This is a genomic window from Streptococcus cristatus, from assembly GCF_003943515.1.
GTDB classification, from domain to species: Bacteria; Bacillota; Bacilli; order Lactobacillales; family Streptococcaceae; genus Streptococcus; species Streptococcus cristatus_D.
In genome coordinates this window covers 1-18273 of record NZ_RJPT01000002.1, presented here as the reverse complement: position 1 = coordinate 18273, position 18273 = coordinate 1, and the positions used below count along the sequence as shown (strand labels likewise).

Annotated in this window: 14 protein-coding genes and 1 pseudogene; 13 read left to right on the top strand and 2 right to left on the bottom strand. The window is 41.6% G+C overall.

Features of this window, described 5'->3' with window-relative positions; translation table 11 throughout:
• Positions 1-21 precede the first annotated feature (21 nt).
• Positions 22-1818 carry an oligoendopeptidase F gene (gene pepF, locus D8791_RS03575; RefSeq protein WP_125446300.1) on the bottom strand — a complete coding sequence of 599 codons (1797 nt, stop codon included), beginning with the start codon at positions 1816-1818 and terminating at the stop codon, positions 22-24.
• A 418-nt stretch (positions 1819-2236) separates the two neighbouring features.
• Here pepF and D8791_RS03570 point away from each other — a divergent pair, with 418 nt between their 5' ends.
• From D8791_RS03570 to kimA, 11 genes are all read left to right on the top strand, one after another.
• Positions 2237-3202 (top strand): hypothetical protein, encoded by a 966-nt coding sequence (locus D8791_RS03570; RefSeq protein ID WP_125446299.1) that lies wholly within the window; start codon positions 2237-2239, stop codon positions 3200-3202.
• Positions 3192-4112: a hypothetical protein gene (locus tag D8791_RS03565; RefSeq protein WP_125446298.1), complete on the top strand. Its 921-nt coding sequence runs from the start codon at positions 3192-3194 to the stop codon at positions 4110-4112. Before D8791_RS03570 ends, D8791_RS03565 begins: the two co-directional genes overlap by 11 nt.
• 70 nt (positions 4113-4182) lie before the next feature.
• The gene (locus D8791_RS03560; protein WP_125446297.1) at positions 4183-6837 is read left to right on the top strand and encodes an SEC10/PgrA surface exclusion domain-containing protein; all 2655 of its coding nucleotides are present in this window, start codon (positions 4183-4185) and stop codon (positions 6835-6837) included.
• Between the two features lie 279 nt (positions 6838-7116).
• On the top strand, positions 7117-9315 hold the full coding sequence (gene pnp / locus D8791_RS03555) for a polyribonucleotide nucleotidyltransferase (protein WP_125446296.1): 2199 nt from the start codon (positions 7117-7119) through the stop codon (positions 9313-9315).
• Between the two features lie 88 nt (positions 9316-9403).
• Positions 9404-10021: a serine O-acetyltransferase gene (gene cysE / locus D8791_RS03550; RefSeq protein ID WP_125446295.1), complete on the top strand. Its 618-nt coding sequence runs from the start codon at positions 9404-9406 to the stop codon at positions 10019-10021.
• A gap of 176 nt (positions 10022-10197) precedes the next feature.
• Positions 10198-10962 carry a nucleoside phosphorylase gene (locus D8791_RS03545; RefSeq protein WP_125446294.1) on the top strand — a complete coding sequence of 255 codons (765 nt, stop codon included), beginning with the start codon at positions 10198-10200 and terminating at the stop codon, positions 10960-10962.
• An 8-nt stretch (positions 10963-10970) separates the two neighbouring features.
• Positions 10971-11492 (top strand): dihydrofolate reductase family protein, encoded by a 522-nt coding sequence (locus D8791_RS03540; protein ID WP_125446293.1) that lies wholly within the window; start codon positions 10971-10973, stop codon positions 11490-11492.
• Positions 11493-11509: 17 nt separating this feature from the next.
• Complete coding sequence (gene cysS, locus D8791_RS03535) at positions 11510-12853, top strand: cysteine--tRNA ligase (protein ID WP_125446292.1); 1344 nt, start codon at positions 11510-11512, stop codon at positions 12851-12853.
• The gene (locus tag D8791_RS03530) at positions 12846-13238 is read left to right on the top strand and encodes a Mini-ribonuclease 3 (RefSeq protein WP_045497774.1); all 393 of its coding nucleotides are present in this window, start codon (positions 12846-12848) and stop codon (positions 13236-13238) included. Before cysS ends, D8791_RS03530 begins: the two co-directional genes overlap by 8 nt.
• 19 nt (positions 13239-13257) lie before the next feature.
• Entirely contained in the window at positions 13258-13689 is a 432-nt protein-coding gene (locus tag D8791_RS03525) for a DUF6892 domain-containing protein (protein WP_125446291.1), read from the top strand.
• A 553-nt stretch (positions 13690-14242) separates the two neighbouring features.
• On the top strand, positions 14243-16090 hold the full coding sequence (gene kimA, locus D8791_RS03520) for a potassium transporter KimA (protein ID WP_125446290.1): 1848 nt from the start codon (positions 14243-14245) through the stop codon (positions 16088-16090).
• 79 nt (positions 16091-16169) lie between these two features.
• Here the strand turns inward: kimA and D8791_RS03515 are convergent, their stop codons facing one another.
• Positions 16170-17135 carry an aromatic acid exporter family protein gene (locus D8791_RS03515; RefSeq protein WP_125446289.1) on the bottom strand — a complete coding sequence of 322 codons (966 nt, stop codon included), beginning with the start codon at positions 17133-17135 and terminating at the stop codon, positions 16170-16172.
• A 255-nt stretch (positions 17136-17390) separates the two neighbouring features.
• On the opposite strand from D8791_RS03515, the gene rpoE reads away from it, so the two are divergent.
• Both rpoE and D8791_RS10590 read left to right on the top strand, forming a co-directional pair.
• A complete protein-coding gene (gene rpoE, locus D8791_RS03510; RefSeq protein WP_125446288.1) occupies positions 17391-17981 on the top strand; it encodes a DNA-directed RNA polymerase subunit delta in 591 nt (196 codons plus the stop codon).
• A 188-nt stretch (positions 17982-18169) separates the two neighbouring features.
• Positions 18170-18273, top strand: a pseudogene (locus tag D8791_RS10590) (sigma-70 family RNA polymerase sigma factor); the annotation flags it as partial.

Below are 18273 nucleotides of genomic sequence, written 5' to 3'. Positions count from 1 at the left end.
TTTACAATCTCCTATAAGATTTTACTCGCCTAACTCTTCGCTGTAAGCAATAATCTGATCAACTGTGTCGGACAAGAACTGAATCGTGTCACGAAGGGGTTTGTCTGTCGAAATATCTGCTCCGATAATCATAGCTGACTCAAGTGGAGTCTTGCTGCCACCAGATTTAAGTAGTTCAAGCCAGTCACGGGCACCATTTTCGTCATTTTTCAGGTGGAGGTAGCCAGCGGTAGAGATGACCAAACCTGCTGAGTAAGTGTAGCTGTAAAGCCCCATGTAGTAGTGGGCCTGACGCATCCAAGTCAGGGCAGCATCGTCGTCGATTTCAACGGCATCGCCCCAGAATTCTGTCAAGACTTCTTTCATGATAGCGTTGAGTTTGCTTGCACCGAAGGTTCCGCCTTCTTCAATCAAAGTATAGACCTTGCGTTGGAAGGCAGCTTCCAGTAAGTGGGTGATGAAATTGTGGAAGTAAGTATCTGTCAGACGATGAGCCAGAGCAAAGCGTTTCTGGCGAGGGTTGTCAAATTGGCGCTCCAGATAATCACTGAGCAGGAGCTCATTAAAGGTAGACGGTGCTTCCACATAGTAGGTGGACATGTGGGCGTTGAAGTAGCTTTGGTGATTGTCGGAGAAGATGAACTGACCGGAGTGGCCAATCTCATGAATCAGAGTATAGACATCGCTCATGCGACCAGTCCAGCTCATGAGGACATAAGGGTGAACCCGATAAGGATCAGCAGCATAGCCTCCAGAGTCTTTTCCGGCATTGGCCGCAAAGTCGACCCAGCGTTCTTCCTTGTAGCGGGCGATTTCTTGGCAATATTCTTGTCCGAGTGGCTCGACTGACTTCATGATCAGGTCATAGGCATCGTCAATGCTGACTTCGGGATTGAGCTCGCTGTCCAAGTCCAGCTTCCAGTCGGCAAAGGTCATTTTCTCAAGTCCGTTTACCTTAGCGACATGCTTGAGGTATTTCTGAGCTACTGGGGCAAATTCGCTCATAATTAAATCAATCTGTCGGTCAAACATAGAGCGATCTACTTCTTGCTCAGCTAGCAAGTAGTCAAAGACAGAGTCATAACCTTTCATGTCAGCCAGCAGTTTTTCAGACTTGACCTGAGCCAGATAGGCGGCAGCGGCAGTGTTTTGGTGCTGACGAAGTCCTTCTGAGAAAGAGCGGAAAGCTTTTTCGCGGATTTCTGCATCTTCATGGTTTTGATAGAAATTCTCATAGGTGATAAAGCTGTTTTTGTATACTTTGCCGTCCACTTCAAAGTCATCCATAGCAAAGTCGCCGGCTCGCATCTTGGTGTAAATATCCTGTGGACTGTAAAAGACCTCGCCCAGATTGGTCAAGGCTTTTTCGACATCCGCTCCCAGATAGTGGGATTTTTTGATTTTAGCTTGGCGAATGGCTGAAGTCAGATGGGGCTCTTGGCCTAGTCTCTCCAATACAGCCTCGTCTGCGCTGACCAGGGCGTCGTCAAAGAAGCTGAGTGCGACATTGGCCTCGGTCTCAAACTCCATGGCTGCTTGGGCAATCTGCGCAAAGCTCTCATCGCCAAAGTCAGTGGTCTGTGGCATAAAACCGTAGTTGCCGATGTGGCTGATTTGGATATAAATCTGCTCCAACTCAGCAAAGGCTCTCTCAAAATCTTCGAAAATGCTGAGCTTGCCTTGGTAATCACGGACGAATTTCTGGATGTCCTCTCTGGCCTTTTCGATGGCCCGCAGGAAGTCCTCCTGATCTTGGTAAAGGGCCGTTAGGTCCCAGAGTTCATTTTCCGGAAATTCAGAACGATGTTTTTGTTCCATAGTTTACTCCTTTTGATTAAATAGCTATATTAAGTATAGCAAAAATTCCTTCAGAATGCCTTGTTCATAGGAAAAAATTAGGGAAATATGATTTCAGCTGTCTGCTTAGAAAAAAGGAGTGAACTTGTTGAGAATAGCTAGAAACAGTTGATAGTTCTGAAATTTATGATGGGGTTTAAATGAAAAATACTGTTGAAGAAATTTAAAACAAATATTTCAATTTTTAACACTACGTTTTAGATAAACGGTGAAATAAAATTTTGCTGATATACTAAGCATATCAGAGTATTGCATTTCATGCAATACTCAACACTAATAGCCTTAAAGAATATAAAGAGTTGCATGAACAATTATCAGATTAATACTTATATTCTTAATTTTAATTAAATATAGCTAGTTAGTGATAAAGGAGGTTTATATGGAAACAAGAGAAGAAATTGTTTCAAAATTAGGGTTAATTCGTGAGAATATTCTGGGATTTATTCAGGCACGTTCACGTCAAGTTGCACTTGTTAATCAAATGCGAACTGCCAAATTAATTCAACAAGAAGAATATAGTGATAACACGTTATCTCATAAATCTTTTAAAATCGCATTTTCAGTCATGGTATTTTCAAGTATTGCAATACTTTTGGGCGATTTATTATATGTTTTATTGTTCGGGGCTGTAAATCGATTATTTAGTGACCTCTTCTTTGAGATTTTGTTTATATCAGGATTTCTATTTTTATTGTATCGTCGTATGAAAGGTTCCAAAGATAGCTGGATATATCCAGCGATGCTTATTATGGGAGGGATCTTACTTGTATTCCCACTACGTTTACTTCTGACTCCTAATCCCATAACAATAATTTTACTTGGCTTATCTGTTGTAGCGACATATTTTATTATTCAAAATAAGTTGGATTTAATGATTGCGCTTGCAAATAAGACTATTCGTAGTGAAAATGAACAGCATTTAAAAGACTATCAAGCAGTAGTTGCAGAAAATCAAAGATTAGATTTGGCCTATCAGCAAGAGGGACAATTAATGGAGAGGTTTCGTGATCAGGCTTTAGCGATTGGTCAAGGATGGTATCCCAAAGATTACTATGCTCTAGATGCAGTAGAGTACTTAATTCATGCGTTTGATAATTTTAAAGCAGATAGTATAAAAGAAGCAATAAATCTATACGATACTCATCTAGATAGAGCGGCACGTCGAGCATTTGAAATGGAAATGCTTGAACTAGAAAAGGAACAGATTATTAATCAGGAGAGAATGATTAGGCTTCAAGAACATGCTAATATTTTAAGAGCACGTCAAATTGCAGAAACGCAGGAGGCCGCTGCATCCTCGCGTGCCATAGCAAATGAGCTTGAGAATATTCGTCATGGAAGATGAAAGATTTGGGAAGGAAATGATTATGAAAAAGTTATATTTATTGTTATGCTCTAGCATATTCGTCATTGGTGGGTGCACATCTAATCATGAGAATCAACCTACACTACAGGAAGATACTAAAGTTTCAGGCAACAAGACTGGTACAGAGTTAATGAACGAAATGGAGAGTGTTGGAATAATTGAATTTTTCAATAGTACACCTAAAACGATTTTGTATGGAATTTCAGGTAGTGATGTCAATAAAAATTCTGAGGTTAAAGCAGTATATATAATTGAAAAAGGGAAAATGACAAGGTATATTCTAAAAGGGTATAAAGATAATACTTTATCAGCTCTAAAATCCAAATCTGATGAAGAAATTCTAAAAATTGCCCAAGAATATGATAAGAAATATTTTGAACAGAGAAAAGAGAAAAAAATTAATGCTGCTAATGAGGGGATAAAATTATCAGAGGAAAATATAAGTTCTGGAAAAGATGATGAAGATTATGGCCAAAGATCTCTTGAAAATTATAAAGCAGCAAGAGAATTTTATTCGAATTTAACTTATAAACAATTTAGGAAACCAAACTCAGATATCAAGCTGAAATCAAATGTTTGGACTGATTCATCAGGTAATTATGTATTCCAAGAAAGTTTGATTCATATGCCATATGTGGATATACTAGATATTAGTGTGGATTTTGAATGGACAAAAGCGGTAGTTGAAAATGAAATCAAAAAAGCAGATTATGTTGATACAAAATTCCAAGCTACACCAACTTATGAAAGTATGCCATATATCATTTCTGGGGAACAATGGGTAGGTATTAGAACTGAGAATATGCTATTGAGTAGACAACTTGCCAAGAAAAAAATAAGTTTTGGCCTTGATAAAATTGGAACAAAAAATGTTACAGAGAAAGATTGATTGTCTTTGATATGTTTATATGAACTACATAAATTTTAATCTATTTCATTCGGAGAGGATTCTTTAAATTATGAATAAATCAACAAAACAAGGTATTATTATCGGTGCTGCTATTATTGCCACAGTGGGGCTATCATCAACTGTCAAGGCCGATGAGACGAGTGTGTCTCAACCACAGGCTAAAACGCCGATTACTGTTTCAAATGAGGATAAAATTGCTGAAACTACAAAAGAAACAGTCGATATGGCAAAGGCAAATGCCGATGAAACAGCTAAAACTGTTGCTGAGCAGGAACAAGTTGTAAGTGATATCGATCAAAAAGTTAAGGAAGCTGAAGCTACTGAAAAAATAGCTACTGAAACATACGCTAAAACAAAAGAAATTGCAGAAAAAACAACTCCTGAAAATATTTCAAAAACTGAAGATGTTATTAAAGTTAAAGAAGAAGGGGTGAAAATTGCTGAAGAAGAATTGAAGAAAGCCGAGGGAGACGAGAAGTTAGCTGAAAAAATTGAATCTGAGTCAAGAGAAAATTACGAAGTTGCTACTAAAAAAGTTGAAGCTGAGAAAGCAAAAGTAGAATTAGCTAAGGAAAGAGTCAAGAAAGCTGAGCGTAGTTTAGAAGAAACAACTTTGACAAAAGCTCAAGAGATAGTAAATATTGCAGGCAATAAGCTTAAAGAGGCTGAAACTACATATAAAGCAGCTCAAGCTGAACTGACTCGTGCTAAAGAATTCGATGCAAAGCGTCAAGTAAAAATAGATGAAAGAAAATCAGCTCTAGATAAGCTAAAAACTGAGAAGGATATTTTTGCTCTTGAACAAAGTATCGAAGACGCAAAAGCAAAGGTTGACTCTAAAGCAAAAATTCTTGAAGAGATGAAGGCTAAGTTAGATGCAGCTCAATCTGAAATTGAAAATGCTAAAAAAGCACTTGCAGATGCTCAAGCAGCCTATGATATTGTTTTGAAGAAATTCAAACAAGACCGTAAATTGCGTCAAATCGTCATTCCAAAAGACTATGCTCAACATGACATCAATGATCTTGCATGGTTTGAAGCAAACCAACAACGATTTTTAGATGCACAACCGAAAAATAACGCATCTGACTACGACATGCTTCCAATCGGCTCAAATGCCGACAAGGTTGATCTTGCAAACATGACTAATGCCCAACGTCGCGAAATTGCCGAATTCGTCGCTCAAATGATGAATGACATTCAAACGCAATACTGGACTCATCGTGACCCAAGTAAGGTCCTCTCGACCATTAAATTGACAGATCAAGGTCAAACCTTAGCTCAAAAAGTTGCTGACGAATACAGCGCCTTTTACGCTGCAAATGGAGGCACTCCCGACAAGTTCAACTTTGCGAAAAACTGGGGCCACCAATACGATGTTCTTAGCAAATACAAAGTTAGTGAATCACTTGGTGGATTATTACCCGTATGGCATCAAGAAAACCGTAATGGTTACACTATGATGACTTTAAAACAGGACATCGCTAATGACATCCGCATGATGATGCTTGAAGACACAAGATCGGCCAATGGTCACGCAAAACACTTGATTGATCCAAATGCAAAAGGTGCCGGTACAGGTGTTGCTGTCAGCACAGGTTCTGTCAACATCATCAAAATTCCAAAATACGTTTTGGATACAGCTCCTCTTACATCAAACTACAAGAACACAGATCAAGATGCCGAAAACGCATTAAAACAAAACACAGGTTTGTCTGTAGCAGAAAAAGCTCTCGAAAAAGCTAAAGCTAACAAAGCAAAAACCGCATCAGCCGTCAAAGATGGTGAAACCGCATTAGTAGCTGCTCAAAAAGCTCAAGAAAATGCGCAGACAGCACTTGACGCTGCAAATAACGCCATTGCAAAAGTTCAAAAAACTTATAATGATGTACTTGCCATTAAGGAACAAAGCCCGTCTGCTCAAGCAAAGATTGATGAAACGGCGGAAGCTCTTGAAAAAGCCAAAGCTGAACTAGTAACTACTAAATCAAATCTTGACAACTTGCAACAAATTCGTGAGCAGCGCGAAGTTGAATTAAAAAATGCTAAATCTAGATTAATTGCTCAAGAAGGAGCTTTAAAAACAGCTCTTAAAGAAGCAACCAATGCAGAAAATGATTTGACAGAAAAAGGACTTGCGATTATAGAAACCAAACAAAGAGTTGAACGTATCAAAGAAGTAGTTAAAGAAGCAGAACAAGCGGTTAAAGAAGCGAAAGCTTATCTGGAATTGCTTAAAAATGCACCTATGAAACTTGAAGAAGCTGAAAAAATCTTGACAGAAGCTAAAGTAAAAACGACTGAAGCAAAAGAAAAATTAGAAGCTGAAATCGCTAAATTAGAGATTTTAAAATCAAAAAATAAAGTTGCTCAAGAAGACTATAAACGTGTTTTGGAATCCTATAAAAAATTTGTTAGATCAAAAGAATTAGAACATTCAATCCGCTGGGAACAAGAACATATTCATCATGAAGAAGGAAATCATCGTAATGAAGTTATTCGCCATGAAACATTCAGCAGCAAAGTGGAAGTTCCGATTGTAACTAAGAGAGCAACGACGCCAATTGCTACTCATGTAAAACAAACAGATACTAAAAAATTACCTTCTACTGGTGATTCTGTAAGCACTCTTGGGCTTATGGGAATTGCAATGGCGGTTTTAGGTTTTGTAGGATTGAAGCGTGAGCGAGAATCAAAACATTAAAATTAGGAAACTAAGTAATAAGTGATTTGAATAAAAGCAAATATAAATGATTCAAGAAAAAGGCACTCAAAGCCTTTTTCTTTTGGCTGAAATTGTGGTAAAATAAGGTCTATACGTGCTTGATACAAAGATGAGGATATAGTAAGCTATTAAGGCCATGAAGTTAAAGCGAAAGTGCTAACCGAACACGTCCGATGAGTTGCTTAAGGTCTTAATATCTTGATCTTTGTAGCCAAGACGTATGAAAAAATTTGAGCATGTGCTCGGCAAGGAGTCTTTATGATAAAACAAGTTTTTAAAACCGTTTTTGCAGGCCGTGAGCTGATAGTTGAAACCGGTCAGGTTGCAAAGCAGGCAAATGGCAGCGCCGTTGTTCGATATGGAGAAAGTACCGTTTTAACTGCGGCAACCATGTCCAAAAAGATGGCTACTGGTGACTTTTTCCCATTGCAGGTCAACTATGAGGAAAAAATGTATGCGGCTGGGAAATATCCTGGCGGCTTTATGAAACGGGAAGGTCGTCCGTCAACAGATGCGACTTTGACGGCTCGTTTGATTGACCGTCCGATTCGCCCAATGTTTGCGGAAGGTTTCCGTAATGAAGTTCAGGTTATCAATACCGTTCTTTCTTATGACGAAGATGCTTCGCCTCAAATGGCTGCTATGTTTGGTAGCTCTCTGGCTCTTTCTATCTCAGATATTCCTTTTAATGGCCCTATCGCAGGAGTTCAGGTCGGCTATGTAGACGGTGAATTCATCATTAACCCTAGCAAGGAACAAAAAGAAGTTTCACTTTTGGAACTGACAGTGGCTGGTACCAAAGACGCTATCAACATGGTAGAGTCTGGAGCTAAGGAGCTGTCTGAAGATATCATGCTGGAAGCTCTTCTCAAAGGGCACGAAGCGGTCAAGGAATTGATTGCCTTCCAGGAAGAAATTGTCGCAGCAGTTGGCAAGGAAAAAGCAGAAGTAGAATTGCTGCATGTTGATGAGGAGCTGCAAGCAGAGATTATCGCAGCCTACAACAGCGACTTGCAAAAGGCTGTTCAGGTAGAAGAAAAGCTGGCGCGTGAAGCAGCGACTCAGGCTGTTAAGGATCAAGTCACAGCCGTCTACGAAGAAAAATATGCAGATCACGAGGAATTCGACCGTATCATGCGAGATGTGGCTGAAATCTTGGAGCAAATGGAGCATGCAGAAGTGCGTCGTTTGATTACCGAAGATAAGGTCCGTCCTGACGGTCGTAAGGTTGATGAAATCCGTCCACTGGATGCGGAAGTGGATTACCTGCCGCGTGTGCATGGCTCTGGTCTCTTTACCCGTGGGCAAACCCAAGCCTTGTCTGTTCTGACTCTGGCACCAATGGGAGAAACGCAAATTGTGGACGGCTTGGATCCAGAGTACAAGAAACGCTTCATGCACCACTATAACTTCCCGCAATACTCTGTCGGTGAGACAGGCCGTTATGGGGCTCCTGGCCGTCGTGAAATCGGACACGGTGCTCTTGGGGAACGTGCCTTGGAGCAAGTCTTGCCTAGCTTGGAAGAGTTTCCTTACGCTATCCGTCTGGTAGCAGAAGTCTTGGAGTCGAACGGTTCTTCCTCACAGGCCTCTATCTGTGCAGGCACTTTAGCTCTGATGGCCGGTGGTGTGCCAATCAAGGCTCCGGTTGCCGGAATTGCCATGGGCTTGATTTCAGATGGCAGCAACTACACAGTTCTGACCGATATTCAAGGTTTGGAAGACCACTTTGGCGATATGGACTTTAAGGTAGCTGGTACTCGCGAAGGGATTACAGCCCTGCAGATGGATATCAAGATCCAAGGAATTACAGCCGAAATCCTGACAGAAGCTCTTGCTCAAGCCAAGAAAGCCCGCTTTGAAATCCTTGATGTGATTGAAGCGACTATTCCAGCTCCACGTCCTGAGTTGGCTCCAACTGCTCCGAAAATCGACACCATCAAGATTGATGTGGACAAGATTAAGATTGTCATCGGTAAAGGCGGAGAAACCATCGATAAGATTATCGCTGAAACAGGCGTTAAGATTGATATTGACGAAGAAGGAAATGTATCCATCTACTCTAGCGATCAAGCGGCTATTAACCGTGCTAAAGAAATCATTGCTGGTTTGGTTCGCGAAGCTAAAGTGGATGAAGTTTACCATGCCAAGGTTGTTCGGATCGAGAAATTCGGTGCCTTTGTCAATCTCTTTGACAAGACCGATGCCCTCGTTCATATTTCTGAAATGGCTTGGACTCGAACCAACAATGTCGAAGACTTGGTACAAATTGGTGATTTTGTCGATGTTAAGGTCATTAAGATTGATGAAAAAGGCCGCGTAGATGCGTCTATGAAAGCTCTCTTGCCACGTCCGCCTAAGCCAGACAAGCCAAAGAGAGACCACGATAAACATCAGGAAAAAGGGCATTTTCATAAGAAACATGAAGACGCCCCAAAAACTAAATCGGAAGAATAATGAAAAGGGAGTGATCAGGCTCAATTACCTTACAAATTTCTTTGTGTAGGGCCTGCTCCCTTATTTTACCTAATGAAAGGAGAAGAAGATGGGCTGGTGGAAAGAAGCCATTGAGATTGTAAAAGAAAATGATCCGGCTGCTCGTACTTCGCTGGAGGTCATCCTGACTTATCCAGGTGTCAAGGCCTTGGCAGCCCACCGTCTTTCTCATTTCCTCTGGAAGAGAGGTTTTAAGCTACTGGCACGCATGCACAGCCAATTTTGGCGCTTTTGGACTCAGATTGAGATTCATCCAGGTGCTCAGATTGAGTCAGGTGTTTTCATTGACCATGGTAGTGGATTGGTTATCGGTGAAACGGCCATCGTGGAAAAGGGTGCGCTTCTGTATCATGGGGTGACCCTAGGAGGGACTGGCAAGGATGCTGGGAAACGCCACCCGACTGTCCGTCGAGGAGCGCTCATCTCTGCTCATGCTCAAGTTATTGGCCCAGTGGAAATTGGCGAAAATGCCAAAGTTGGAGCAGGGGCAGTCGTCGTGGCGGATGTACCTAGTGATGTAACTGTAGTTGGAATCCCGGCTAAGATCGTGCGTGTTCATGGTCAGAAAGATGAGCCGACCATCCATGAGGTGGAAGAACAGCGAGAATATTATTTGGACAAGCTGGAGCATGCCCGTGAAGCCAGCCACCATTCGTCGGAGCTCTAAGAAAGGCCAAATTTGGACAGCTAACAAGATACTTTAGGAGGTCTTGCCAAGGAGTGATTTGGTAAAATGTAACTCAATGGGCTCACTATAAGTGAATCCGAAAAGATGAGACTAAACTTTACCATCAAAGAAGAAGTTGAAGATGGCTTTGCTGAAGGCTTAAAGAGAGTGAAGTTATGTTATTAGAGGAATTCGAAGATGTAGCTGGGGTTATTGAGCCAACAGATAGGCAGATTATGGACAAGGGTGAGATTTGTGAAACTATCATCCTGTCCTTTAATGGCGAAATCCTGAAACGATTGATTGAGTCAGAAGATGTCTATCAGGGAGGCTATTTAAAAAGTATAAATGGACAGCATCCGTGGTATATGTACGGTCAAGGTCCTAGTAAGCTAGCAGTTATGTTGGCTCCGATTGGAGCTCCTATGATAGTTGGCCAACTGGAGGAGTTGGCAGCCAGAGGCTTCAAGAATTTCATCATTCTAGGTTCCTGTGGCGTTTTGGATCGCTCGATAGAGGCCGATAAAATCATCCTGCCTGCGGCTGCATTGCGAGATGAAGGAACTAGCTATCACTATGTCCCACCGGGTGACGAAATCTCCTATGATGAATCCCTGTTGATTAAGCTGGAATCCATCTTTGACAAGCACGATATTGAGCATATCCGCACCAAGTCTTGGACGACTGATGCCTTTTATCGGGAAACGCCTGATAAGATCAAGCGTCGCTTGGCTGCTGGAGCTCAAGTGGTGGACATGGAAGCTTCGGCGATCATGGCTTGGAGTCAATTTCGTAAGACCAAGGTCTATCAATTCTTCTACACAGCTGACTATGTGGATCATCATAACCGAACCTGGGATGCCCGCCATGAAGAGCGGACAGCTGATGCCATGACTTTTTTCACTATCGCTTTGACAATAGCAAAGGAACTAGAAAGGTAACTACAAGAATGGCAGTATATTTTTACGGCTGTATCACCATGGATGGCTACTTGGCAGACAGCCAGCACAGGATAGACTGGCTGCATCAGCTTGGTTCTGTAGAGGATACAGGCTATGATGACTTTTACAGGCAAATGGATATCACCATCATGGGCAAGCGGACCTTTGAGGAGATCCAAGATTTGCAAGATGTAGAAAGTTTTTATCAAGCTACGGAAAACTATGTCTTTACGCATGATAGGCACCTGCCTGTCAGCAATTACCAGCCAGTAGCTGGGGATGTGGTGGACTTTGTTCACCAGATTGACAAAGGCAAAAATGTCTTTGTGATTGGTGGTAATTCCTTGGTAGGACCGCTCTTGGATGCGGATCTTTTCGACCACCTCATTATTCAGATAGCGCCCCTTATCCTAGGAAAGGGGGTTCCCCTCTTTACCCAAGAGGAAGGGCAGCGCTTTTACCAACTGGATAGCCTCAGACAATTTGGCCCTTTTGCAGAGCTGGTTTTCAGCCGAAAAAGTCATAAATAGAGAAGGGAGTGGACCGCATGATTAAAATTTACGACACCATGACCCGCAGCCTACGTGAATTTGTGCCCATTGAAGAGGGCAAGGTTCGCATGTATGTCTGCGGTCCGACGGTTTATAACTATATCCATGTCGGCAATGCCCGCTCAACAGTAGCTTTTGACACAGTTCGTCGCTATTTTGAGTATCGGGGATTTGAGGTCAATTATATTTCCAATTTTACAGATGTAGATGATAAGATTATCAATCGGGCCAAGGAAGAAGGCATCACACCAAAAGAAGTGGCTGATAAGTATATCGCAGCTTTTCGTGAGGATGTCTCAGCTCTGGGTGTAAAACCTGCGACTCGTCATCCGCGGGTGGTGGAGTTTATGGCTGACATCATCCGTTTTGTTGAGGACTTGGTTGACAAAGGCTACGCCTATGAGTCAGAGGGCGATGTCTATTTCCGAGTGGAAAAGTCGCACAATTATGCCAAACTAGCTAATAAAACCTTGGAAGATTTGGAGCTGGGTGCTTCAGGTCGAACAGATGAAGAAACGGCTCGTAAGGAAAATCCTGTAGACTTTGCTCTTTGGAAAGCTGTAAAACCAGGCGAGATTTCTTGGGACAGTCCTTGGGGACCTGGTCGTCCGGGCTGGCACATTGAGTGTTCGGTCATGTCAACGGAGATTTTGGGTGATACTATTGACATTCATGGTGGCGGAGCAGACCTAGAATTTCCTCACCATACCAATGAAATTGCTCAGTCAGAGGCCAAGACTGGTCAGACTTTTGCCAACTATTGGATGCACAATGGCTTTGTTAACATCGATGACGTCAAGATGTCCAAGTCTCTAGGCAATTTTATCACTGTTCACGATGCCCTCAAGACCATTGATGGTCAGGTGCTGCGTTTCTTCTTTGCTACCCAGCATTACCGCAAGCCAATCAATTTCACAGAAAAAGCTGTTCATGATGCAGCGACCAATCTCAAGTATTTGAAGAATACCTATGAGCAGCCTTTCACGGGTCAGGCTGACTCTGATCAGCTTCAGGCCTTTCTGGACAAGTTCACCGCTGCTATGGACGAAGATTTCAATGCGGCTAACGGTATCACGGTTGTCTTCGAGCTAGCCAAGTGGATCAATTCTGGCAACTACACTGCTGAAGTTAAGGCAGCCTTTGCCAAGCTCTTAGAAGTTTTTGGTATCGTCTTTGTAGAAGAAGTCTTGGACGCGGACATTGAGCGCTTGATTGAGGAACGCCAAGTGGCGCGAGCTAATCGAGATTTTGCGACTGCAGACCGTATTCGGGATGAATTGGCCACTCAGGGTATCAAGCTTTTGGATACCAAGGACGGAGTGAGGTGGACCCGTGACTGATGTCAACCTGATTAACGGCATTGCCCTCGCCTTTGAGGGAGATGCTGTCTACTCCATGTATATCCGGCGTCACCTGATTTTTCAGGGTCTGACCAAGCCCAATCAGCTGCATAGGGAAGCGACCAAGTATGTTTCTGCCAAGGCTCAGGCTAATCTCATCTCTCTCATGCTAGAAGAAGGGATTCTGACGGAGAAGGAAGAAGATATCTACAAGCGCGGCCGTAATGCCAACAGCCATACCAAGGCTAAGAATACAGATATCGTCACCTATAGGATGTCTACCGGCTTTGAAGCTGTTATGGGCTACCTGCATATGACCGAAGCCATTGAGCGACTGGAAGAGCTGATTGACTGGTGTATTCGGAAAATAGAGGCTTCGTCCTGATTTTGAAAGGAACTAATTTATGAGTGATTTCTTACAATTTGATAATTTTAATTTTAAGTTGGCTATTATTCAGGAGTTGATGTATGAACAAAACGTGCTTGAGCCACGATTTGACGTTTACAGTTTTTGTAAATCTGATAACTTATCTGTAGATCCAGAAGACTTCTATGAGACACCAATCCCTGAAGTAGAGGCTTATTTCGAACGGTTGGAAATACCTAAAGAGTATGCGCAGAATGTGGAAAGTCTCTTCTTTGATGGAGGAAATGAGATCTATGCACAATTGATCCCTTTGTGGGATGGGGAAGATGATCAATTTGATTTGGAAAATGTGACTGAAAAGGAGCTATCACAGTTTTCGAATTTAAAAACCATTGACGGAACAATCTTTCCATTTTCTAAAGAAGTACGTGATTTATTCGAATCCAAAGGGATTGAGATTGAAGAGTGACAGAAAGTAATAATGTTCTGAATCGTTTGTAAAAACGACAATGAACTACTAGTTCTAATCGGTAAAACCAATCTAACAGATAGTTAGAAACCTTTGTTTTAGATTAACTAGATACATTTTCCAATTAAAGTAGCAGAAGACTTGATGGTTTCTATTGATTGTCATCTTGTTTATTCTGAGATAGAACTCTTTTATGAACAATCACTAAAATTTAAGAAATTTAAATATCAAGAACGAGCTTGGCATAAAGCTCGTTTTTTATAAACAAGCATGCTGTTTACAAAAAGAATGGAAGATTTTGTAGGAGAGTGTGTTTGAAACTTTAAATAGATTGTTTGAGTATTTTCTGGCTCTCCCGCTTGCGATTTCTATCCTCTTCACCTTCAATTTTTAGTGAGGTTGGAGAATGATCTTGATATCTACTGAGATGGTTTTCATCAAGCATTTGGATAAAAAGCAGAAAGTTTAAATTTATGAAAACTTATTTTCAGAAAAGTATTGACATGTTTTCTGAAAAGGAGTAGAATGGCTCATGTTTTTAAAGGAGGAACTTATGTTTTCCAAGTTAAAAGGATTTTTTATTGGACGCCCATTAAAATCTGGGAAAGAGGGCGAGGATGGTCATTTACTGACCAAGATGCAAGCCTTGGCCATGCTCTCCAGTGACGCTTTATCTTCTATTGCTTATGGACCAGAGCAGGTTGTTTTGGTCTTGACCTCTATTTCTATTGGTGCCATTTGGTGGTCGCTTCCAATAGGAATTGTCGTATTAGTTTTATTAGCGAGTTTAACGATTTCTTACCGTCAGGTTATCCATGCTTACCCTCAAGGAGGAGGAGCTTATATGGTGACGACGGAAAATCTATCTCCAACGGCAGGTTTGATCGCTGGCGGAAGCTTGCTGGTAGATTACATGTTGACCGTAGCCGTTTCAGTCGCTTCTGGAGCGGACGCAATTACCTCTGCAATTCCTGTCTTACATCCTTACAATTTACATATTTCCATTTTCTTAGTTCTCTTGTTGATGTTAATGAATCTCCGAGGATTAAAAGAATCGGCTACTTCCTTGATGATTCCTGTCTATCTTTTTATTGTCAGCACCTTATTGTTGATTGGTTTTGGTTTTGTGCAAATCCTGACAGGAAATTTAGACTATCACGCAACCGCGCGGATTGGTAGTCCGATTGCTGGAGTAAGTTTGATCTTACTGCTTCGTGCTTTCACCAGCGGCTCTGCTTCCTTGACAGGGGTGGAAGCTATTTCCAATTCGGTTCCCTTTTTCAAGAAACCAAAAGCCCATAACGCCGCAGCTACCCTCTCGATTATGGCTTTAATCCTAGGCATCATGTTTGCGGGCATTACCTTCTTGAATTATTGGATTGGCATCGTGCCTGTCAAAGGTGTAACGACCTTGGCTCAGATGGCGCAAGCGATTTTGGGGACTTCTCCTCTTGGTCGTATCTTGTTTTATGTTTTCCAATTGTCAACTGCTTTGATCTTAGCAGTGGCAGCCAATACAGGCTTTTCAGCCTTTCCGATGCTCTCCTACAATATGGCGAAGAATAAATACATGCCTCATATGTACATGGAAAAAGGAGATCGTCTGAGCTATTCTAATGGCATTTTTACTTTGGCTTTTGGTGCCATTGCTCTTTTGTTCATCTTTAAGGGAAATACAGAACGTTTGATTCCCCTGTACACCATTGGTGTATTCGTGCCCTTTGCTCTCTCCCAGACTGGTATGGTTGTCCATTGGAAGAAAAAATATGGAAAGGATTTCTTGAAACATTCGATTGCGAATATCCTTGGTGCGATCATTTGTTACGGGATTGTCCTTATCTTGCTCTTATTCCGTCTTCAAGATATTTGGCCTTTCTTTCCTATTATCATCGTCTTGACTTGGCTGTTTTTGTCTATCAAGCAGCACTATAATAGAGTCGCTAAACAGTTGAGATTGCATGACCACATTGAGCGTCAGAACTACACTGGTAATACAGTAATTGTTCTAGTAGGGAATGTTACCCGAGTCAGTGTTGGTGCGATGAGCTATGCTCGCAGCATCGGAGATGAAGTTGTGGCAATGCACGTTTCTACAGCAGAAACTGCTGAAAAAGATGCTGAAGTCGCCGAGGAATTTGCTGACTACTTCCCTGATATTCGCTTCGAGACAGTCACGACTAGCTACCGCAATATCATCAGTCCGACAGTTCAGTATGTGATTAAGGTAGCCAAGCGAGCCAAAAAAGAGGGAAGAACAGTGACAGTTTTAGTACCTCAATTTATACCTAAAAAAAGATGGCAAAATGTCTTGCATAACCAGATGAGCTTGAAATTGAAATACTATCTGAAATGGTATGAGGATGTCGTGGTCGCAAGTTATTCATATCACTTAAAGGAATGAGCGAATGCCTTTACTTAATGAGAAAAAGGAGCTGAAAAATCTTCAACTCCTTTTATTATCTATTGGAAATGGCACAGAGCTAATTTGCTTGCACCTTTTGGTAATTTTGATAAAATTCTACCTTGATCTTAATAAAAGTCTCCAAGTCTCGTAAAAGTTGCAGAAGTGTGGCGCGTGTCTCAAATTCTTGCCGGGTCTTAGGGAGCGGGCGTTCGCGAAAAACAGCTAGGCAGGTTTCGATTTCTTCAACCAGCTCGTGAGCAGGATTTTCTTGACTGAGCTGTTGGGCTGTCTTAGAGAAAAGGCGTGCTAAAATCAAGCTCTCACTGGCTGCCAATTGGCAATCATTGATATTTCCTGCCATGTCTTCTAGAATGCGATTCTGTGCCTGCCGCATTTCAAAATAGTGAATGTGGTAGTTGGTCTGATGAAAGAGATGGTTGGAATGGTCCAGATAGACCAGTTCTAAGGCTTCTTGAAGGATAATATCTAGTTCTTTAATTAGAGTTGCATCGTTTCGACCGTCTCCAGCTTTCAAGAAATATTCAAAACGTAGTAGAATTTTCTTCAGTTGTTCTTCAACTTGAATACGATAGTTATCAATATCTTGTTGGTTCGAAACCATATATAGATTAGCTAGGAGAGCGAATCCCGTTCCGATAAGGAAAACAGCCATTTCGTTAGCTAAAAGAGACCAAGAAACAGAATGGGCCAGCAGTAGATGAGTGACCAAAACTGTGCTGGGGGTGATGCCTATTTCCCATCCAAAGAGATAAGCCAAGGGAACGTAGAGTAGGATATAAATTACTAAGCTCCAAAGGTTAAATCCCAGAAGGATGAAAGATAAGCTCCCGATAGCCAGTGCTAAAATAGTAGACAAGAGGCGGTTGCGGGCTAGTTTGATAGTGCTTCTGCGAGTGTCGGAAACGCTGAGGATGGCAATGATACCGGCTGATATAGCATTGCTTAGACCTAAAAAAGCAGCTAGAGCGACGGCAAGACATGTTGCAAGAGCTAGTTTGATGGTACGTTGGAGGAGAGGCATGAGCTTCTTTCTATTAAATAAAGTTTTTTCTATTATATCATGATTAGTTGAAGACTTGTGAGGAGAAATATGTCAAAGTATAAATTGAAGGAAGCTGCTGTTTTATAGATGCTATACTTATAGTAGAAAAGCTGGACTTGAAAAGTCGGATGGCCTAGGTGAAATTTTTTTGACTAGACGGCAAATTTATCGTACAATAGAAAGTAGCGAAAAAATGCATGGCTAAATGCCTGTGTAATCTTAAGGAGAATAACTTTGGAATTAGAAGTATTTGCAGGACAAGAAAAAAGTGAGCTTTCGATGATTGAGGTAGCACGTGCCATCTTAGAATTGCGCGGGCGTGACCATGAAATGTATTTCGATGAGCTAGTTAATGAAATTCAAAATTATCTGGAAAAAACAAATGGAGAAATCCGAGAAGCACTACCACTATTTTATACAGAACTGAATGTAGATGGTAGCTTCATCCCACTTGGCGACAATAAATGGGGTCTTCGTTCTTGGTATGCCATTGACGAAGTCGATGAAGAAATCATCGCTTTGGAAGAAACGGATGAGGAAGACGAGCCTAAGAAACGCAAGAAAAAACGCGTTAATGCCTTTATGGATGGAGACGAAGATGCAATTGATTACAGCGATGATGATCCTGAAGATGAGGACTCTTATGAAGAGGATCCAGCTCTTTCATATGACGAAGATAATCCAGATGATGAAAAGAGTGAGGTTGAAGCCTACGATGCTGAAATCAATGAAATAGCTCCAGATGACCTCGGCGAAGAAGTTGAGTTAAATGAAGAAGACGACGAATATTCCGACGATGATCAGGATGTTGAAGACGAAGAATAATATCCAGAAAACAACTGCTTTTTGAAGCAGTTGTTTTTGCGTTCTAACATGTCATAAAATGTCCCTGAGATGTCGGAATTATTTGCGTTAGGAACCAGTTGGGGCAAAAAATAGACAGGATAGGGACAGGGACACTAAAGAAGAATATTTTCTTGTAGAATCATATTATCAAAGGAAAAGGAGATAACATGAACTTCAAGGAACGCTATGAGAAAGTGCAGTGGATCGTCCGCCGCTGTGCACGGGATTATTATGTACATTTATGGGAGAATAGTGACTGGGAACAAGAAGG